The organism is Variovorax sp. 05T418, from assembly GCF_056396385.1.
The window spans coordinates 280,224-297,352 of the sequence record NZ_JBFTLJ010000002.1 but is presented as its reverse complement, the minus strand read 5'-3'; the positions used below and the strand labels follow the sequence as shown (position 1 = coordinate 297,352).

17 protein-coding genes are annotated in these 17,129 nt (G+C 68.2%); 6 read left to right on the top strand and 11 right to left on the bottom strand.

Features of this window, described 5'->3' with window-relative positions; genetic code table 11:
• Positions 1-36: 36 nt before the first annotated feature.
• The 3 genes from AC1DMS_RS04750 to AC1DMS_RS04740 all read right to left on the bottom strand — a co-directional run bounded on the left by AC1DMS_RS04750 (position 37) and on the right by AC1DMS_RS04740 (position 2,436).
• Entirely contained in the window at positions 37-963 is a 927-nt protein-coding gene (locus AC1DMS_RS04750; RefSeq protein ID WP_478080489.1) for a LysR family transcriptional regulator, read from the bottom strand.
• A 90-nt stretch (positions 964-1,053) separates the two neighbouring features.
• Complete coding sequence (locus tag AC1DMS_RS04745; protein WP_018904639.1) at positions 1,054-1,821, bottom strand: class II aldolase/adducin family protein; 768 nt, start codon at positions 1,819-1,821, stop codon at positions 1,054-1,056.
• A 24-nt stretch (positions 1,822-1,845) separates the two neighbouring features.
• Positions 1,846-2,436, bottom strand: a complete 591-nt coding sequence (locus AC1DMS_RS04740; RefSeq protein ID WP_018904638.1) for an HD domain-containing protein — start codon at positions 2,434-2,436, stop codon at positions 1,846-1,848.
• Between the two features lie 102 nt (positions 2,437-2,538).
• On the opposite strand from AC1DMS_RS04740, the gene AC1DMS_RS04735 reads away from it, so the two are divergent.
• Complete coding sequence (locus AC1DMS_RS04735; protein WP_478080488.1) at positions 2,539-3,258, top strand: Crp/Fnr family transcriptional regulator; 720 nt, start codon at positions 2,539-2,541, stop codon at positions 3,256-3,258.
• Between the two features lie 4 nt (positions 3,259-3,262).
• Here the strand turns inward: AC1DMS_RS04735 and AC1DMS_RS04730 are convergent, their stop codons facing one another.
• The 5 genes from AC1DMS_RS04730 to AC1DMS_RS04710 all read right to left on the bottom strand — a co-directional run bounded on the left by AC1DMS_RS04730 (position 3,263) and on the right by AC1DMS_RS04710 (position 8,398).
• Positions 3,263-4,426: an ABC transporter substrate-binding protein gene (locus AC1DMS_RS04730; RefSeq protein ID WP_012748227.1), complete on the bottom strand. Its 1,164-nt coding sequence runs from the start codon at positions 4,424-4,426 to the stop codon at positions 3,263-3,265.
• Positions 4,427-4,530: 104 nt separating this feature from the next.
• Entirely contained in the window at positions 4,531-5,289 is a 759-nt protein-coding gene (trmB, locus tag AC1DMS_RS04725) for a tRNA (guanosine(46)-N7)-methyltransferase TrmB (RefSeq protein WP_018904635.1), read from the bottom strand.
• On the bottom strand, positions 5,289-6,212 hold the full coding sequence (gene gluQRS, locus AC1DMS_RS04720) for a tRNA glutamyl-Q(34) synthetase GluQRS (protein WP_478080486.1): 924 nt from the start codon (positions 6,210-6,212) through the stop codon (positions 5,289-5,291). Before gluQRS ends, trmB begins: the two co-directional genes overlap by 1 nt.
• A 7-nt stretch (positions 6,213-6,219) precedes the next feature.
• Entirely contained in the window at positions 6,220-7,302 is a 1,083-nt protein-coding gene (locus tag AC1DMS_RS04715; protein WP_307592464.1) for an NAD(P)/FAD-dependent oxidoreductase, read from the bottom strand.
• Positions 7,303-7,444: 142 nt separating this feature from the next.
• Positions 7,445-8,398, bottom strand: coding sequence for a LysR family transcriptional regulator (locus AC1DMS_RS04710; protein ID WP_012748223.1), 954 nt, complete (start codon positions 8,396-8,398; stop codon positions 7,445-7,447).
• A gap of 176 nt (positions 8,399-8,574) precedes the next feature.
• Between AC1DMS_RS04710 and AC1DMS_RS04705 the strand changes: the two genes are divergently transcribed.
• From AC1DMS_RS04705 to AC1DMS_RS04690, 4 genes are read left to right on the top strand one after another with little or no spacing between them, the layout of a single operon-like run.
• Positions 8,575-9,276 carry a pirin family protein gene (locus tag AC1DMS_RS04705; RefSeq protein WP_478080485.1) on the top strand — a complete coding sequence of 234 codons (702 nt, stop codon included), beginning with the start codon at positions 8,575-8,577 and terminating at the stop codon, positions 9,274-9,276.
• Between the two features lie 15 nt (positions 9,277-9,291).
• Positions 9,292-9,777: a DoxX family protein gene (locus AC1DMS_RS04700; protein WP_259347625.1), complete on the top strand. Its 486-nt coding sequence runs from the start codon at positions 9,292-9,294 to the stop codon at positions 9,775-9,777.
• Between the two features lie 31 nt (positions 9,778-9,808).
• Positions 9,809-10,360 (top strand): flavodoxin family protein, encoded by a 552-nt coding sequence (locus AC1DMS_RS04695; protein ID WP_478080484.1) that lies wholly within the window; start codon positions 9,809-9,811, stop codon positions 10,358-10,360.
• A 25-nt stretch (positions 10,361-10,385) separates the two neighbouring features.
• The gene (locus AC1DMS_RS04690; protein WP_412511111.1) at positions 10,386-11,309 is read left to right on the top strand and encodes a pirin family protein; all 924 of its coding nucleotides are present in this window, start codon (positions 10,386-10,388) and stop codon (positions 11,307-11,309) included.
• Positions 11,310-11,340: 31 nt separating this feature from the next.
• Here the strand turns inward: AC1DMS_RS04690 and AC1DMS_RS04685 are convergent, their stop codons facing one another.
• Positions 11,341-12,132 (bottom strand): sulfurtransferase, encoded by a 792-nt coding sequence (locus AC1DMS_RS04685; RefSeq protein WP_478080483.1) that lies wholly within the window; start codon positions 12,130-12,132, stop codon positions 11,341-11,343.
• A gap of 62 nt (positions 12,133-12,194) precedes the next feature.
• Here AC1DMS_RS04685 and dnaE point away from each other — a divergent pair, with 62 nt between their 5' ends.
• Positions 12,195-15,713, top strand: a complete 3,519-nt coding sequence (gene dnaE / locus AC1DMS_RS04680; RefSeq protein ID WP_028254112.1) for a DNA polymerase III subunit alpha — start codon at positions 12,195-12,197, stop codon at positions 15,711-15,713.
• Between the two features lie 45 nt (positions 15,714-15,758).
• Here the strand turns inward: dnaE and tolA are convergent, their stop codons facing one another.
• Both tolA and AC1DMS_RS04670 read right to left on the bottom strand, forming a co-directional pair.
• Positions 15,759-16,688 (bottom strand): cell envelope integrity protein TolA, encoded by a 930-nt coding sequence (tolA, locus tag AC1DMS_RS04675; protein ID WP_478081602.1) that lies wholly within the window; start codon positions 16,686-16,688, stop codon positions 15,759-15,761.
• Positions 16,689-16,691: 3 nt separating this feature from the next.
• The gene (locus tag AC1DMS_RS04670) at positions 16,692-17,129 is read right to left on the bottom strand and encodes an ExbD/TolR family protein (RefSeq protein WP_012748215.1); all 438 of its coding nucleotides are present in this window, start codon (positions 17,127-17,129) and stop codon (positions 16,692-16,694) included.

The window sequence follows — 17,129 nt, the reverse complement described above, 5'->3', positions numbered from 1 at the left end:
GCCTTCAGGCGAAAGGCCGAACGACGCAACGGGTGTTCAGTTATCGAGAAGACTTGCGCCGGTCCATCGGCCCTCGCGCACCAGGGCGCGCGCCGTGTCGGCAACCACCACGCGCGCGGCCAGAGCGGCCGGCGAAAGCTCGTCGTCGGACAGGCTTACGAGCAGGTTGCGGCGGCCCACGTGCGCATCGCTGATCTGCGTGAGCTCCAGGTCGTCGCGGTCATGCCGGGCCGTGGCGGCGCCGGGCTGCACGGTGGCGCCGTAGCCCGCGCGCACCGCGTCCATCAGCAGCGCGAGGCCGTCGACCTCGGCAACGATGCGCGGCTGGATGCGGGCCCGCGCAAAGGCCGTCATCAGCGTCGCGCGCAGGCCGTGGCTGCCGCTCGGCAGGATCAGCGGCACCTCGGCGAGCTGCGACAGGCGGACCCTGGTGCCCGTGGGGCGCCCCTCCAGCGTCGGCGACGCGATCACGAACAGCTTCTCGGCCAGGAGCGGCGCCACGCTCCAGCGCCGCGGCGTATCGGTCTGGAACAGCACCGCCAGGTCGAGCTGGCGCGCATGCAGCATCGTCGTGAGATGGCCCGACAGCGCCTCGACCATGTGCAGCCGCACCTCGGGGTAGCGCTGCTGCATGGCGCGCATCAGCGGCACGCCCAGCACGGTGGCCGTGGTGGGCGCAAGGCCCACGCTCACATGGCCCGACAGGCGCGCCTGCTGCGCCGCGCGCACGGCATCGTCGGCATGCCGCAGCGTGAGCTGGGCCTGCTGCAAAAAGGCCAGGCCGGCATCGGTGGGCGCCACGCCGGTCGAGCTGCGCTGCAAGAGGCGCGTGGAAAGCTCGCCTTCGAGCCGGCTGATCTGCTGGCTCAGCGCCGAGGTGACCACGCCCAGTTCGACGGCCGCACGGCCCATGCTGCGCAGTTCGCAGACCTTGACGAAGTAGCGCAGTTGCCGGAGTTCCATGCCCGCATCATCGCGCAGATGAAAAAATGGCCGCCAACACCCGTCGCGCAGGCGCTGGCAGCCGTGGAAACCGGGATCGGCGCTTGTTGCTTATTGCCTGTAGCTGTCGTCGATGCGGTCGAGCTTGCGGATCAGCGAGGGCCAGACGAACTGCCCGCCCAGGCCGCCGGTCTGCACCTTCATCGCCTGGCCCACGCCCTCGACGATCCTGGGGTTCACCTGCGTGAGCTCGCCGCCGCCCGATTGCGCGGCGATCTGGATCTGGCAGGTGTTCTCGAAGGTGTACATCGAAAGGAAGGCGTCGGCAATGGTCTTGCCGCAAGTCAGCAGGCCGTGGTTGCGCAGCATCAGGAAATTGGCGTTGCCCATGTCGGCCTGCAGGCGCGGCTTCTCGTCGTCGCGGAAGGCCACGCCTTCGTAGTCGTGGTAGGCCAGCGATGCCAGCACGAAGGTCGACTGCTGGCTGATGGGCAGCACGCCGTTCTTCTGCGCGCTCACCGCAATGCCGGCCTTGGTGTGGGTGTGCAGCACGCACTGGATGTCTTCGCGCGCCGCATGCACGGCGCTGTGGATCACGAAGCCGGCCGGGTTCACGGGGTAGGGCGAGTCGATGATCTTGTTGCACTGCTGGTCGACCTTGACCAGGCTCGACGCGGTGATCTCGTCGAACATCAGGCCGTAGGGGTTGATCAGGAAGTGGTGCTCGGGCCCGGGAATGCGCGCACTGATGTGCGTGAAGACCAGGTCGCTCCAGCCGTAGAGCGCCACCAGGCGGTAGCAGGCGGCAAGGTCGACGCGCAGCTGCCACTCCTCGGCGGAGACGAGCTTCTGGATTTCGGATTGGGTGTTTGCGTTCATGGTGGTGGTTTCCTTGGGGATGGGTCAGGCCGCGGCTGGTTCCTTCATGGCCGCCTTGTAGATGCTCTGCTTCGGCTGCGCCATCAGGCGCTGCAGCATGGGCTCGAACTCGCTGATGGGCAGCGTCTCGGCGCGGGGGTCGAAGGCCGGGTTGTCGTAGAGCGCGCAGAACTCGGCCGTGCGCTCGTAGTGCGGATGGTCCTTGAAGCCGTCGCGCATGTCGCGGTCCAGGCCGATGTGATGGAAGAAGTAGTGGCCCTGGAAGATGCCGTGGTGCTGCACCATCCAGTGGTTGGCCTCGCTCACGAAGGGCTTGAGGATGGCCGCGGCAATGTCGGGATGGTTGAAGCTGCCGAGCGTGTCGCCGATGTCGTGCAGGAGCGCGCACACCACGTATTCCTCGTCGCGGCCGTCGCGCAGCGCGCGCGTGGCGGTCTGCAGCGAATGGGTGTAGCGGTCGACCGGAAAGCCGCCGTAGTCGCCTTCGAGGATCTGCAGGTGCCGGATCACGCGCGCGGGCAGGCCGGCCGCGAACTGCCTGAACTCGCCGCCTATCAGCTGCCAGTCTTCGCGCGTGCTCTCCTGCATGCTCCTGAAACCTGCCCGTTCGCTCATCGTGTTGTCTCCGTGTTCTTTGGGGGGAGCGGCCACTGTAGACCCGGGCTTGACGTTCAACTGTCAAGAATTTGACAATGCAAGGCTCTGGTAAACCCCCGCATGCCGCCTTCCAAACCGCGTCTCTCCGCCCCGCACCGCGCCGTGATGGAGCGCAATCCATGGTTCACCAGCATGCCGCGCGCGCAGCGCGAAGCACTGCTGGGCGCGGGCGAACTCATCCACGTGCGGCGCGGCGCCATGGTGTTCCGCCAGGGCGATCCGATCCATGCGGCGGGCGGCGGCTTCTATGGCCTCCTGGCCGGCACGATCAAGGTCTCTTCGCTGCGGCAGGACGGGCGCGAGGCCATTCTTGCGGTGCTCGAGCCCGGCAACTGGTTCGGCGAGATCACGCTGATCGACGGCTCGCCGCGCACCCACGACGCCACCGCGCTGGAGGCGCTCGACCTGCTCGTGGTGCCGCCCGAGGCCTTTGCCCAGCAGATGCGCGACGTGGTCTTTGCCAATGCGATGGCCGCCATGCTGGCCGCGCGCGTGCGCATGCTCTACGGCCTCACCGAAGACGCCACGCTGCGCAGCCTGCGTGCGCGCGTGGCGCACCGGCTGCTGGTGCTGGCGCGCGGCGACGCCACGCAGTCGGTGCAGCTGCGCCGCACGCTGATGCTGCCGCAGGAGGCGCTGGCGATGATGCTCGGCGTCACGCGCCAGACGCTTTCGAAGGAGCTCAATGCGCTGGCGGGCGAGGGCGTGCTCGCGCTGGGCTACGGGCGCATCGAGCTCAGGTCGATCGATGCGCTGCAGGCGCTGGCGAGCACCGGATAGCGCCTCAGCGCAGCACGCGCCCGTCGGCGGAGATGCTGATCAGGTCGATGGTGCGCGAGGCATCGCGCAGGCCCGGGCGCAGGTTGACGCGAAAGCCGCCCACGTCGTAGTCGGTCATGGCGGTCATCACGCGCTGCAGGCTCGCCGTGGTGAAGCCGCGGCCCGCGCGGCGCACCGCTTCGCCCGCCACCTTGACCGCGATGAAGCCTTCGAGCCCTTCGTACGAGGGCGTCTGGTCGGAGTTGTCGACCGCGGCGCGGTACTCCTTGACGATCGGAATGGCCGAGGGCCGCGGCGACGGCACCACCTGCGAGATCACGATGCCGCCGATGTCCTTGCCCAGTTCGGCATAGAGCGGGTCGATGCCCACGATCGAGAAGGCCATGAAGCTGCCGCTGTAGCCGCTCTTGCGCAGCTTGCGGATCGCATTGGCCGTGGTGCCCGAGAGCGACACCAGCACGATGGCCTGCGGCGTCTGCTGCAGCACCGTCTTCAGCGCCGCGTCGAGTTTGTCGGCGCCGCCGGCCGGCACCATCGCCGAGGCCACCAGCGCGGGCAGCTTCAGCTCGGTGATGGCCTGCTGCACGGCGGCCAGGCCGGCGCGGCCCATGGCGTCGTCGTCGCCCACCAGCGCGATGCGCGTCTGGCCCACGGTGGCGCACTGGCGCACGATCTTCAGCGCCTCGTCGATCATGCCGGGGCGCACGTGGAACACGTTGGGGTGGCTGGCCTCGCGCAGCGTGTCGGCGGCGGCAAAAGGCGCGAACAGCAGGCTGCCCTGCTGCGCGGCCACGTTGGCACCCGCATCGCTGCTGGCCGTGCCCACGAAGCCGAACAGCATGTCGGCCTTGTCGGTGCCAAGCAGCGTGCGTGCATTGGCGGCAGCCCGGCCTGCGTCGTAGCCGTCGTCCAGCTGCAGCAGCTTGAGCTGCAGGCCGCTGGCGGCATTGCGCTCGTTGAAGTCGGCCACCGCGAGCCGGCTGCCGGCCGCAAAGGCCAGCCCGATCTCGCCGGCGGCGCCTGTCAGCGGCACCGACTGGCCCAGCACGACCACCCGTGCGCCCGCCGCGCGTCCCGACGATTGCGACAACGCCGGCAGATGAACGCCGCCGCCCAGCAGCAGCGCCCCGCACGCCTTGCCCAGCCATTCCCTGCGAGAACTGTCCATGGCTCACCTTTTTTAACAGTAGTAAAAAAGTGTAGCAAGTTCGGTGCCGATCGGGAAGGCTGCGGAAAACGAGGCCCGGCGGGCCTCCCGCAGGAGCAGCGGCCTCAGGCGCGCCGGAACACCAGGTCCCAGACGCCGTGGCCCAGCTTGATGCCGCGGTTCTCGAACTTGGTGAGCGGCCGGTACTCGGGCTTGGGCGCGTAGCCTTCGGCCGTATTGCGCAGCAGCGGCTCGGCGGACAGCACCTCGAGCATCTGCTCGGCGTAGGGCTGCCAGTCGGTGGCGCAGTGGATGTAGCCGCCCGGCTGCAGGTGCTCGGCGAGCTTTTTCACGAACTCGGGCTGGATCAGGCGGCGCTTGTTGTGGCGCTTCTTGTGCCAGGGGTCGGGAAAGAACACATGCACGCCCGCCAGCGAGCCGGGCTGCAGCATGTGGTCGAGCACGTCGACCGCATCGTGCGCGCAGATGCGGATGTTGCTGATCGACTGCTCGCCGATGCGCTTGAGCAGCGCGCCCACGCCGGGCTCGTGCACTTCGCAGCACAGGAAGTTGGTCTCGGGCAGCACCGTGGCGATGTGCGCGGTGGCCTCGCCCATGCCAAAGCCGATCTCGAGCACGGTCGGCGCGGCGCGGCCGCCGAAGGCCGCCGTCAGGTCGAGCGGCTCGGGCTTGTAGGGAATGAGGAACAGCGGGCCCAGCTCGGCAAAGGCGCGCGCCTGGCCGTCGGTGGTGCGGCCGGCGCGCTTCACGAAGCTCTTGAGGCGGCGGTGCAGCGGATGCGGCTTGTTGTTGCTGTTGTCGTCGGCCGCGTCGTCGTCGTCGCTGGGCGTGGAATCGTGGGGCACGGTGTCGGGAAAGGTCATTACGGCCGCGAATTGTAGAGATCGCGCCATTCGGGCACCCAGCCGGCCAATGCAGGCGCGCAGGAAGCGGCCGTGGTGGCGCGCAGGCCGAGCACGCGCGCGGCCGCGTCGAGGGCGGCCAGGGCAGCCTCTGGCGTGGCGGTGTCGATGGCGGTGGCGCCGTTCTGCTTGGAGAGCTTGTCGCCGTCGGCGCCGCGCACCAGCGGCGTGTGCAGGTAGCTGGGCGTGGGCAGGCCGAGTGCGCGCTGCAGCAGGATCTGGCGCGCGGTGTTGTCGGCCAGGTCTTCGCCGCGCACCACGTCGGTCACGCCCTGTTCCGCGTCGTCGACCACCACCGCAAGCTGGTAGGCCCAGGGGCCGTCCGCGCGACGCAGCACGAAGTCGCCAACCTCGCGGCTCACGTCCTGGCATTGGCGGCCGAGGCGGCGGTCGGTCCAGCAGAGTTCGCCATGGGCCAAGGCCGGCTGGGCCGATTCGAACTTCTCGGTGGCAAAGCGCCAGGCGCGTGCGGGTTTGCCGTGCAGGCCGTCGCGGCAGGTGCCGGGGTAGACCCGCTCGCCATGGCGCGTGTGCGGCCGGCCGAGCCGTGCCAGCGCCTCGTCGATGTCCTTGCGCGAGCAGCCGCAGGGGTAGGCAAGGCCGAGGGCCTGCAGCCTTGCCAGCGCGGCTTCGTAGCGCTCGGTGCGCTGCGTCTGCCATACCGGTGTTTCGTCGGGCAGCAGGCCGCAGTCGGCCAGTTGCCCAAGGATGTGCTCGCCCATGCCGGGCAGGCAGCGTTCGGTGTCGGCGTCCTCGATGCGGATCAGCCAGCGCGCCTTGGGGCCGCGCGCGCGCACGTCGAGCCAGCTTGCGAGCGCGGCCACCAGCGAGCCGGCATGCAGCGGGCCGGTGGGCGAGGGCGCGAAACGGCCGGTCTCCCGCATCCGTGGATCAGATCACTGCAAGCGCCAGCGAAAGGCCCGAGAGGAACGCATCTTCGACCCGGTGCCCGGTGCACCAGTCGCCGGCCACGCCGATGCGTGCCTTGGCGTCCCACAGGTGGCTCTTGCCCACGGGCACCTGGGTCTGGGCTTCGGGCCAGCAGCGTGCCCGGGCGTGCGTGGGCGCGGCATGGATGCCGGTGATCTCGGCGAAGGCGCGCAGCAGCTTGGCCTCGACGCGCGCGGCATCGTCGCGCAGGTGCTCCTGCGACCAGGTGGCGCTGGCCTGCAGCGTCCAGCGCTCCACGCGTTCGCGGCCGGGCTTGGACGATTCGCGCGCCAGCCATGCCACGCGGTGATGGGTGCTGCGCGCCGCATTCCATTGCGGGCCGAGGTGCGACATGTTGGCCTGGTTGGCCTGCGGAAAGGCGATCATCAGCGTCCAGCAGGGCGCGATGCGCACCGGCTCGATCTTCTGGCTGATGGCGGCCGAAAGCTTGCCGTCGCCCAGCAGCGCGCGCGTGCGCGAGGGCGGCACGGCCAGCAGCACGGCGTCGAAGCCCGAGTACACGTGCTGCGAATCGTCTTCGCCGGCGGTGCGCAACTGCCAGCGCTTGGGGTCGAGCGCATCGGCTTCGATCTGCGTGACCTGCGTGTCGAGCACGAGGCTGTCGCCCAGCGGCGCGGCCCAGTGGGCCACCAGGGCGTCCATGCCCGGCTGGGCCACCCAGTGCGATTCGCGCCCGGGCAATGCGGCCTCGGCCACGCGGCCGTGCGCATCGAGCACGCGCACGAGGTTGGCGCTCCAGGGGCGGCAGAGGCTCGGCGTGGCTTCCAGCGCCAGCGCAAAGCGCGGATCGCGCACGGTGAAGTACTGCGCGCCGCTGTCGAAGCGGCCGAAGGCGGTGTCGACGCTCGCCATGCGCCCGCCGGGCGCGGCCTCGCGTTCGAACACGGTGACCTTGTGGCCGGCCTGCACCAGCGTCCGGGCGCAGGCGACTCCGGCAATGCCGGCGCCGACGACGGCGTAGTGGCGTGGAGCGGCGGGGGTTCGGTGGCGGTCGGCCGCCTTTGCAGTTGCGCGAGTGGTCATGAGGGACTCTTTTCTTGTGTACGGAGACGGATGGATGTGTCCGGACTCTACATCGGTCCGGGAGGCGGCTGGAGGACGTGTCCTGTTCGGGGTGCGTGCACAGGCCACCGGGTACTCCCCTCCGCGAATGTCCCGCAACGAATCAACGCCCGCGATGCCGTTCGAGCAGAGCCCGCCGCGTGGCCTCGTGCTCGAACTGCGCGAGCCACCATTCGAGTGCGCGGCCCGGTCCGCCCGCGCTGCGCACGCGCCAGGCGCAGTGCATGGTCGCGAGCGGCGGCTGGCGTTCGGTCTTGCGCTCGACCAGGTGGCCGGCCTCGATGTAGGGCCGCGCCATCGGCTCGGGCAGGAAGCCGCCGCCCAGGCCGTGCAGCTGCGCGTTCAGCTTGGCCTGCATGCTCGGCACCGTGAGCACGTCCTGTCCACCGACCAGGTTGACCGTCATGCTCGGCCCGCTGCGCACCGAGTCGGCCGCGGCCACCGCGCGATGCTGGCGAAGCACCGCATCGGTCAATGGCTCGGGCAGGCGCGCGAGCGGATGGTGCGGCGCCACCGCATAGACGAAGCACAGCTCGCCGATCGGCCGGCTGCGGATGCCGGTGGCGGTGAAGGCCAGGCTCGCCGCGTCGAGCACCGCGCCAATGGCCAGGTCGGCCTCGCCGCTGGTCAGCGCCTCGATGGTGCCGAGCAGGGTTTCGTCGCGCAGCTTGAGCCGCGTGGGCGGATCGAGCGCGAAGAAAGCCGTGGCCAGGTCGAGCAGCGGGTCGCGCGCGATCACGCTGTCGACCGCGATGGTGAGCATCGGCTCCCAGCCGGTGGCCACGCGCTTGACGCGGTTGGCCACCGCATCGATCTCGCCGAGCAGCCGCGCCGCCTCGCGCAGCAGCTCGGCGCCGGCCTCGGTGATGCGGGCCTGGCGTGCGCTGCGGTCGAACAGCAGCACGTCGAGCGCGTCCTCGATCTGGCGCACGCGGTAGCTGAGCGCGCTGGGCACGAGGTTGAGCGCGCGCGCCGCGCCGGCAAAGCTGCCGGTGCTCGCCACGGTCTGCAGCATGGCGAGCGCATCGGGGGTCAGTACGTCTCTGGCGCTGGGCATGGCGGCTCCTTCGACCGGCGAATCGACCGATCAAAAAATTTGAATGATGCCATCAAAACCCGGCGCTTTTATCGATGGGGTGCGGGCCTAAAGTTCTTCACATCCGCTGCGCATCCGGCGCGGCATACGAAGAAGGCCCGAGCAACCCCCACGGGCAGGGCCGAAGGAGTTTGACGATGTTGCAAGTCCGTAAATCACAGGAACGCGGTTATGCCGACCATGGCTGGCTGCGCTCGTTCCACAGCTTTTCCTTTGCCGGCTACTACGACCCGGCCCACATGGGTTTCGGCAACCTGCGGGTGATCAACGAAGATCGCGTGGCCGCGGGCGCCGGTTTCGGCACCCATGGCCACAAGGACATGGAGATCATCAGCTACGTGCTCTCGGGCGAACTGGCGCACAAGGACAGCATGGGCAATGTGGAATCCATCCCGCCGGGCGACGTGCAGCGCATGAGCGCGGGCCGCGGCGTGATGCACAGCGAGTTCAACCACAAGGCCGACGAGACCACGCACTTCCTGCAGATCTGGATCGAGCCGAACGTGCGCGGCATTGCGCCCGGCTACGAGCAGAAGAAGTTCAGCGACGCTGAAAAGCGCGGCAAGCTGCGCCTGGTGGCCTCGCCCGACGGTGCCGACGGCTCGGTCACGGTGCATGCCGATGCGCGCCTCTTCGCCGGCCTGCTCGACGGCGACGAGAAGGCCAGCCTGGCGCTCGACCCCGAGCGCAAGAGCTACGTGCACCTGGTGCGCGGCGAGCTCGAAGTCAATGGCCAGAAGCTTGTGGGCGGCGACGCCGCGATGCTCCAGGGCGAATCGCAGCTCACGCTCGGCGCCGGCAAGGATGCCGAAGTGCTGGTGTTCGACCTGGCGGCGTGATCCCGGGCCGGGCGCATGCCGCCCGGCCTTCTTTTTCCCCTGTTCTTTTTTCAGTTTCAACAACCCGAGGAGTTTTCACACATGGCAACCACAACCACCACCCCCAATGCAGCCCAGGACACGCTGGCGCTGGTCGGCCGCATCCTGATCGCGTACCTGTTCATCCCGGCCGGCATCGGCAAGCTCATGGGCTTTGCGGGCACCGTGGGCTACATCAACTCGGTGGGCCTGCCGCTGCCGGAAGTCGGCGCCGCGATCGCCATCCTGGTCGAGCTCGTCCTCGGCATCGCGCTGCTGGTGGGCTTCAAGACCCGCTGGACCGCCATTGCAATGGCCGTCTTCACCGTGGTCACCGCGCTGTTCTTCCACAAGTACTGGTCGGCGCCCGATGCGATGAAGATGATGCAGCAGATCAACTTCAACAAGAACATCGCCATTGCCGGCGGCCTGCTCGCCTTCGCCGCCTTCGGCCCCGGCCGCTTCAGCATCGACAAGCGCTGATTCCACAACCTGAACAAAGGAGTCCCTGAACATGGCAAACATCGTCGTTGTCTTCCATTCCGGCTACGGCCATACCCAGCGCGTGGCGCAAGCCGTGGCCGATGGCGCGGACGCGCAGCTGCTCGCCATCGATGCCGATGGCAACCTGCCCGAAGGCGGCTGGGAAACGCTGGCCGCGGCCGACGCGATCATCTTCGGCTCGCCGACCTACATGGGCGGCGTGAGCTGGCAGTTCAAGAAATTCGCCGATGCGTCGTCGAAGGTCTGGTTCACGCAGGGCTGGAAGGACAAGCTCTTTGCGGGCTTCACCAACAGCGCCACCATGAACGGCGACAAGGTCGCGACCATGGCCTACCTGTGGACGCTTGCGATGCAGCACAGCGGCGTGTGGGTCAGCATGGGCATCCTGCCGAGCAACAGCAAGGCGGCCACGCGCGATTCGATGAACTACGTGGGCGGCTACGGCGGCCTGCTGACGCAGTCGCCTTCGGATGCGAGCCCGGCCGAGATGTTCAAGGGCGACTTCGACACGGCAAGGGCATTCGGCGAGCGTATTGCCACAGTGGCAAGATCGCGCGGATAAAACCCAGCCAACCACGGAGCCCCCGATGACCGATACCGCCGCACAGACCCAATTGCTTCAACCACACGACAAGGACCTGGGCGGCGGCTTCAATGTGCGGCGCCTGCTGCCTGCGGCGCAGCGCCGCTCGGTGGGCCCGTTCGTGTTCTTCGACCACTTCGGCCCGGCCACCGAGCAGCCCGGCATGGCGCACGACGTGCGGCCGCATCCGCACATCGGCCTGTCCACGGTCACCTATCTTTTCGAGGGCGCGATGATGCATCGCGACAGCATCGGCAGCGTGCAGGAGATCCTGCCCGGCGCGATCAACTGGATGACCGCGGGGCGCGGCATCGTGCACTCCGAGCGCAAGCCCGAACGCCTTAAGGCCGACACCTACGTGAACCACGGGCTGCAGCTCTGGGCTGCCTTGCCGCAGGCGCACGAAGAAATCGAGCCGAGCTTCGAGCACACGCCGGCCGGTGGCATTCCGCAGGTGGTGGAGCAGGGCGTGGCGGTGCGCGTGCTGGTGGGCGAGGCCTTTGGCCAACGCTCGCCGGTCAAGACGCTGTCGCAGACGATCTACCTCGACATCGCATTGCCCGCGGGCGGCCGCTTCGAGCTGCCCGCGCTGGCGCCCGAATTGGCGGTGTATGCCGTCGATGCCGATGTGCGCGTCAATGGCGAAGCGATCCCCGCGCACACGATGGCTGTTCTGCCCGACGGCCAGGGCGCAGTGCTGGCTTGCGACACCGCGGCGCGCCTGATGGTGATCGGCGGCGAGCCGCTCGACGGCCCGCGCTACATCACCTGGAATTTCGTATCGAGCCGGCGCGAGCGCATCCTCGAAGCCGGCTCCGACTGGGCTGCGCAGCGCATGGGACATGTGCCTGGCGAGACCGAGTTCATTCCGCTGCCCGGCAAGCCCTTTGGCGTGCGCGAACCCGACGTGGGCACCACGCCGGTCTGATCTGCGGAGCGCGTGGCCGGCAACCCGCCGGCTATTTCTTCAGGCCGCTGCCGAGGTCGATGTCTTCCGACGCACGCGCACTGGCATCGGCCGCACGCGCGCTCAGGTCGGGCGCGAGCGCGCGCCGGCCGTCGAACACGAAGCAGTCGCCGTGGTAGTGCGCACCGCCGACCTCTTCGAAATATTTGAGGATGCCGCCTTCGAGCTGCAGCACGTTCTCGATGCCTTCCTCGCGCATCAGGATGGCGGCCTTCTCGCAGCGGATGCCGCCGGTGCAGAAGCTCACCACGGTCTTGCCCGCGAAATCGGCGCAGTGCGCCTTGAGCGCGGGCGGGAATTCGGTGAACTTGGTGATGCGCCAGTCGATTGCGCCGTCGAAGCTGCCTTCGTCGACCTCGAAGTCGTTGCGCGTGTCGAGCAGCGCGATTTCCCGGCCTTCATCGTCGTGGCCCTGGTCGAGCCAGCGCTTGAGCGTGGGCGCGTCCACGCCCGGCGCCCGGCCCGCTGCCGGCTGGATGGCCGGATGGTCCATGCGGATGATCTCGCGCTTGAGTTTCACCAGCATGCGGCGGAAGGGCTGCGCGGCGGACCAGCTTTCCTTGGTCTCGAGGTCGGCGAAGCGCGCATCGGCGCGCAGGCCGGCCACGAAGCTGCGCACGGCATCGGGCAGCCCCGCCAGGAACAGGTTGATGCCCTCGGGCGCCAGCAGGATGGTGCCCATGAGGCCCAGGGCCTGGGCGCGCCCGCGCAGGTCTTCGCGCAGCACGGGGCTGTCGTCGATGGCCACAAACTTGTAGGCCGCGATATTCAAAATCTCTTGCACGGGGGGCGATTGTAGGGATTGCCAACCCACATCGTGGGGGCGGTGCTTTCTACAATGGAAGGATGTTTGTTCACCTGCGCCTGCACACTGAGTTTTCCGTCGTCGACGGCACCAACCGCATCGACGAAGTCGTCAAGGCCGCCGCTGCCGACAAGCAGCCCGCACTGGCCATCACCGACCTGAACAACCTGTTTGGGGCGGTCAAGTTCTACAAGCAGGGGCGAGGCAAGGGCGTCAAGCCGGTCATCGGCGCTGAAATCTTCATCGAAGGCCTGGGCAAGGAGCCCGGCGTGCTCACCCGCATCGTGCTGCTGGTGCAGAACATGGAGGGCTACCTGCACCTGTCCGAGCTGCTGGCACGCGCCTGGACGCAGAACGTGGGCCGCGGCCAGTCGCAGGCGGCCTGCAAGCTCGAATGGCTCCAGGAGCTGCAGGGCGGGCTGATCGCGCTGTCGGGCGCGCAGGCCGGCCCGCTGGGCGCGCCGCTGCTGCAGGGCCAGGAAGAGCGCGCCGCCGAGCTGGCGCTGCAATTGGCGGGCATGTTCCCGCACCGCTTCTACATCGAGCTGCAGCGCGCGGGCCGCCCCGAGGACGAGCCGCATGTGATTGCCGCCGTCAAGCTCGCGGCCCGGCTGCGCCTGCCGGTGGTCGCCACGCACCCGGTGCAGTTTGCCGAACGCCAGGACTACGAGGCGCACGAGGCGCGCGTCTGCATCTCGGAAGGCGAAATCCTCGGCAACCCGCGCCGCGTGCGCAAGTTCACCGAGGAGCAGTACTTCAAGTCGAGCGCCGAAATGCAGGCGCTCTTTGCCGACGTGCCGAGCGCGCTGGCCAACACGGTCGAGATCGCCAAGCGCTGCAACCTCACGCTGGTGCTCGGCAAGCCGCAGCTGCCCGATTTTCCGACGCCCTTCATCAGCGAAGGCGTGCGCATGCCGATCGACGAGTTCTTCCGCCAGGAGTCCTTCGTGGGCCTGGAAGAACGCCTGGCGCACCTCTATCCCGATCCGGCCAGGCGCGAGGCCGAGCGGCCACGCTATGTGGAGCGGCTCGAGTTCGAGATCAACACGATCCTGAACATGGGCTTCCCCGGCTACTTCCTGATCGTGGGCGACTTCATCAAGTGGGCCAAGAACAATGGCTGCCCGGTGGGCCCGGGCCGGGGCTCGGGCGCGGGCTCGCTGGTGGCCTATGCGCTGAAGATCACCGACCTCGATCCGCTTGAATACAAGCTGCTGTTCGAACGTTTCCTGAACCCCGAGCGCGTCTCGATGCCCGACTTCGACATCGACTTCTGCCAGGGCAACCGCGACCGCGTGATCGACTACGTCAAGGACAAGTACGGCCGCGATGCCGTGAGCCAGATCGCCACCTTCGGAACGATGGCCGCGCGCGCCGCCATCCGCGACGTGGGGCGCGTGCTCGACATGAGCTACATGTTCTGCGACGGCATCAGCAAGCTCATTCCCAACAAGCCGGGCCAGCCCGTCACCATCCAGTATCCGCCCAACCCCAAGGTGGAAGGCGACAAGAACAACTACGCCATCGAGATGGAGCCGCAGCTCGCGGCGCGCATCGAGAAGGAAGAAGAAGTGCGCATGCTGGTCGAGCTCGCGCAGAAGCTCGAAGGCATGACCCGCAACATCGGCATGCACGCGGGCGGCGTGCTGATTGCGCCCGGCAAGCTCACCGACTTCTGCCCGCTCTACCAGCAGCCCGGCAGCGACTCGGCCGTGAGCCAGTACGACAAGGACGACGTGGAGGCCATCGGCCTCGTGAAGTTCGACTTCCTGGGCCTGGCCACGCTCACGATCCTCGAGATCGCGAAAGAGTTCATCGTCAAGCGCCACAAGGGCCAGGAGAACTTCGCGTACGAGAACATCAAGCTCGACGACCGCGAGACCTACAAGCTGTTCTCCGAGGGCAAGACCGAAGCGGTGTTCCAGTTCGAAAGCCGCGGCATGCAGGGCATGCTGAAGGATGCGCGGCCGACGCGCCTGGAGGACCTGATCGCGCTCAACGCGCTGTACCGTCCGGGCCCGATGGACCTGATCCCGAGCTTCGTGGCGCGCAAGCACGGCCGCGAAGAGGTGGAGTACCCGCACCCGGCCGTGGCCGAGATGCTCTCCGAGACCTACGGGATCATGGTCTACCAGGAGCAGGTGATGCAGACCGCGCAGATCCTGGGCGGCTATTCGCTCGGCGGCGCCGACCTGCTGCGCCGCGCCATGGGCAAGAAAAAGCTCGAGGAGATGGCCGAGCACCGCGAGAAATTCCGCGCGGGCGCGCTCTCGACGCACGGCATTCCCCAGGACAAGGCCGACGAGATCTTCGACTTGATGGAGAAGTTCGCGGGCTACGGCTTCAACAAGTCGCACGCCGCCGCCTACTCTCTGCTGGCGTACCACACCGGTTGGCTCAAGGTCCACTACACGGCCGAGTTCTTCTGCGCCAACATGACCGTGGAAATGGACGACACCGACAAGCTCAAGGTGCTGTTCGAGGACGCGCAGAAGAACTTCGGCATCACCTTCGAGCCGCCGGACGTGAACCGCGGCAACTACCGCTTCGAGCCGGTCACCGACAAGGTGATCCGCTACGGCCTGGGGGCGGTCAAGGGCACGGGCCAGCTCGCGGTCGAGGCCGTGGTGCGCGCACGCGAAGAAGGCGGGCCCTTCAAGAGCCTGTTCGATTTCTGCGTGCGCATCGACCGCCAGCGCATCAACAAGCGCACGGTCGAAGCGCTCATCAAGGCCGGTGCCTTCGATTCGATCCAGCAGAACCGCGCCTCGCTCATCGCCTCGGTCGACCGCGCCTTCGAGTTTGCGGCCGCCACCGAGGCCAATGCCGCGCAGGTCGACATCTTCGGCGACAGCGAGCACGGCTCGGCCACGCAGGAGCCCGAGCTGGTGGACGCCACGCCCTGGGGCGTGAAGGAGCGGCTCACCTTCGAGAAGACGGCCGTCGGCTTCTATCTTTCAGGCCACCTGTTCGACGAGGTGGCGCACGAGGTGCGGCGCTTCTGCAAGCGCGAGATCGGCGACCTCATGGACACGCGCGAGCAGCAGGTGATCGCGGGCATCGTGAGCGATTTCCGCGTGATCAACGGCCAGCGCGGCCGGCTGGCGATCTTCAAGCTCGACGACAAGTCCGATGCCATCGACGCCACCGCGGACGAGGCGCTGATCAACGCGAACCGCAACACCCTGAAGGACGACGAACTGGTGATCGTGAGCGGCCGGCTGCAGCCGGGCCGCGGCGGCTTCGAGGCCCGCTTCCAGGTGCAGCAGGTGTGGGACCTGGCCACCGCGCGCTGCCGCTTCGGAAAATTCCTGCGCGTGGCGGTCAATGGCAAGGCGCCCGACATCGCGCGCCTGGTGAAAGACTTTCCGCCGCGCACCGAGCAGAGCGAGCACGGCGACCTCGTGCAGGGGCTGCCGGTGCGCCTGTCGATGGCGCGCGGCGGTGCGCAGGTCGAGCTGCAGCTGGGCGAGCGCGCGAAGTTCTTCCCGACCGACGCCGCGCTCGCGAGCTGGACGGCGCAGGCGGAAGCCGGCAAGGCCTCGGTGGTCTACGAGTGAGCGGCGAGGCGGCCGGGCGCGCTTGGCGCCTGGCCGGCCCTGCAACTACCGCTTGGGCCGCAGCGAGACGATCAGCGACGGGAAGATGCGCCCGTCGGTGTCGCGCGGCAGCTTGTCGGTCTTGTGCAGGCCGCGTTCGGCGGCTTCGTCCCAGCTGGGCAGTCCGCTCGACTTGGTCAGCTTGACGCCGACGATGGTGCCGTCCGGTGCCAGGTTCACCTCGAACTCGGCGGCCGGATTGCCATTGACTGTCTCGGCATCGGGGAAGGTKATGTTGGGGCGTACCGCCGCGGCAATGCGTCCGGCGTAGCCGCTCGACGGTCCTGACGAGCGCATTGCCGTGCCCTTGGAATCGTCGCTGCCGCTCGCGCCCGCGAGGCCCTGCATGCGCTTGAGCGTTGCGGCGCGGTCGGCCGCGGCCTGCTTGGCTGCGGCTTCCTGCTGCTTCTTCGCTTCGGCCTGCTTGGCCTCGGCCTCCTGCTGCTGTTTCTTCTGCTGTTCGGCGAGCTTTTGCTGCTGCGCCTTCTTGCGCTCGGCTTCGTCTTCGGCGCGCTGCTTGGCCTCGAGCTCCTTCTTGCGCTGCTGTTGCTGGCGCTCGAGCTCGCGCTCCTTCTGTTCCTTTTCTTCCTTGAGCTTTTTCTCGCGCTCGAGCGCGATGTCCGGCGCGCGCGGCGCCGGGGCGGGCTCGGGGGCCTTCACCTGAGGCGGCGGTGGCGGCGGAGGAGGCGCAGGCGGCGGCGGCGCGGGAGCGGGCGTGGGTGCCTGCGGCGCCGACAGGCGCGGCGCGGCCTGCTGCACCGTGGAAGACCACAGTTCCGCATCGACGGCGCCTTCGTCGGCATCGCTGCGCCAGCGCACTCCCCACGTCAGCGCGGCAATCAGCAGCGCGTGCGCGACCAGCGCGAGCAGCACTGCGCGCGGCGTGCCGCGCTGCGGCGGTGGTGCGAACTCGGGGCGATCCAGTGCGAGCGACATGCCTTATTTGCCGCCCGTGGTGGTGACGGACAGGCCCACGCGCTCGATGCCGCTGCGCTTGAGCTGGTTCATCGCCTTCACGACGGTTTCGTACTTCACGGACTTGTCGGCGCTGATGACCACGGGGCGCTGGTCGTCGCCGCCCTGGGCGGTCTTGGCCGCGGAGCCGATCTGGGTCATGGGAACGGAGGTGCCACCGCTGCCGGTGGACGGGTCCTTCTTGATCTGCGCTTCGTCGTCGCTCTTGATGACGATCTCGATCGGCTTGTCGGGCTGCTTGTTGGCGCGGTCGACCGAGGGCAGGTTGATCACGCTCGGCGTGATGAGCGGCGCGGTGACCATGAAGATGATCAGCAGCACCAGCATCACGTCGATGAACGGGACCATGTTGATCTCGTTGATCGTGCGGCGGCCTCGGCCCCGGGATGAAACTGCGGGCAT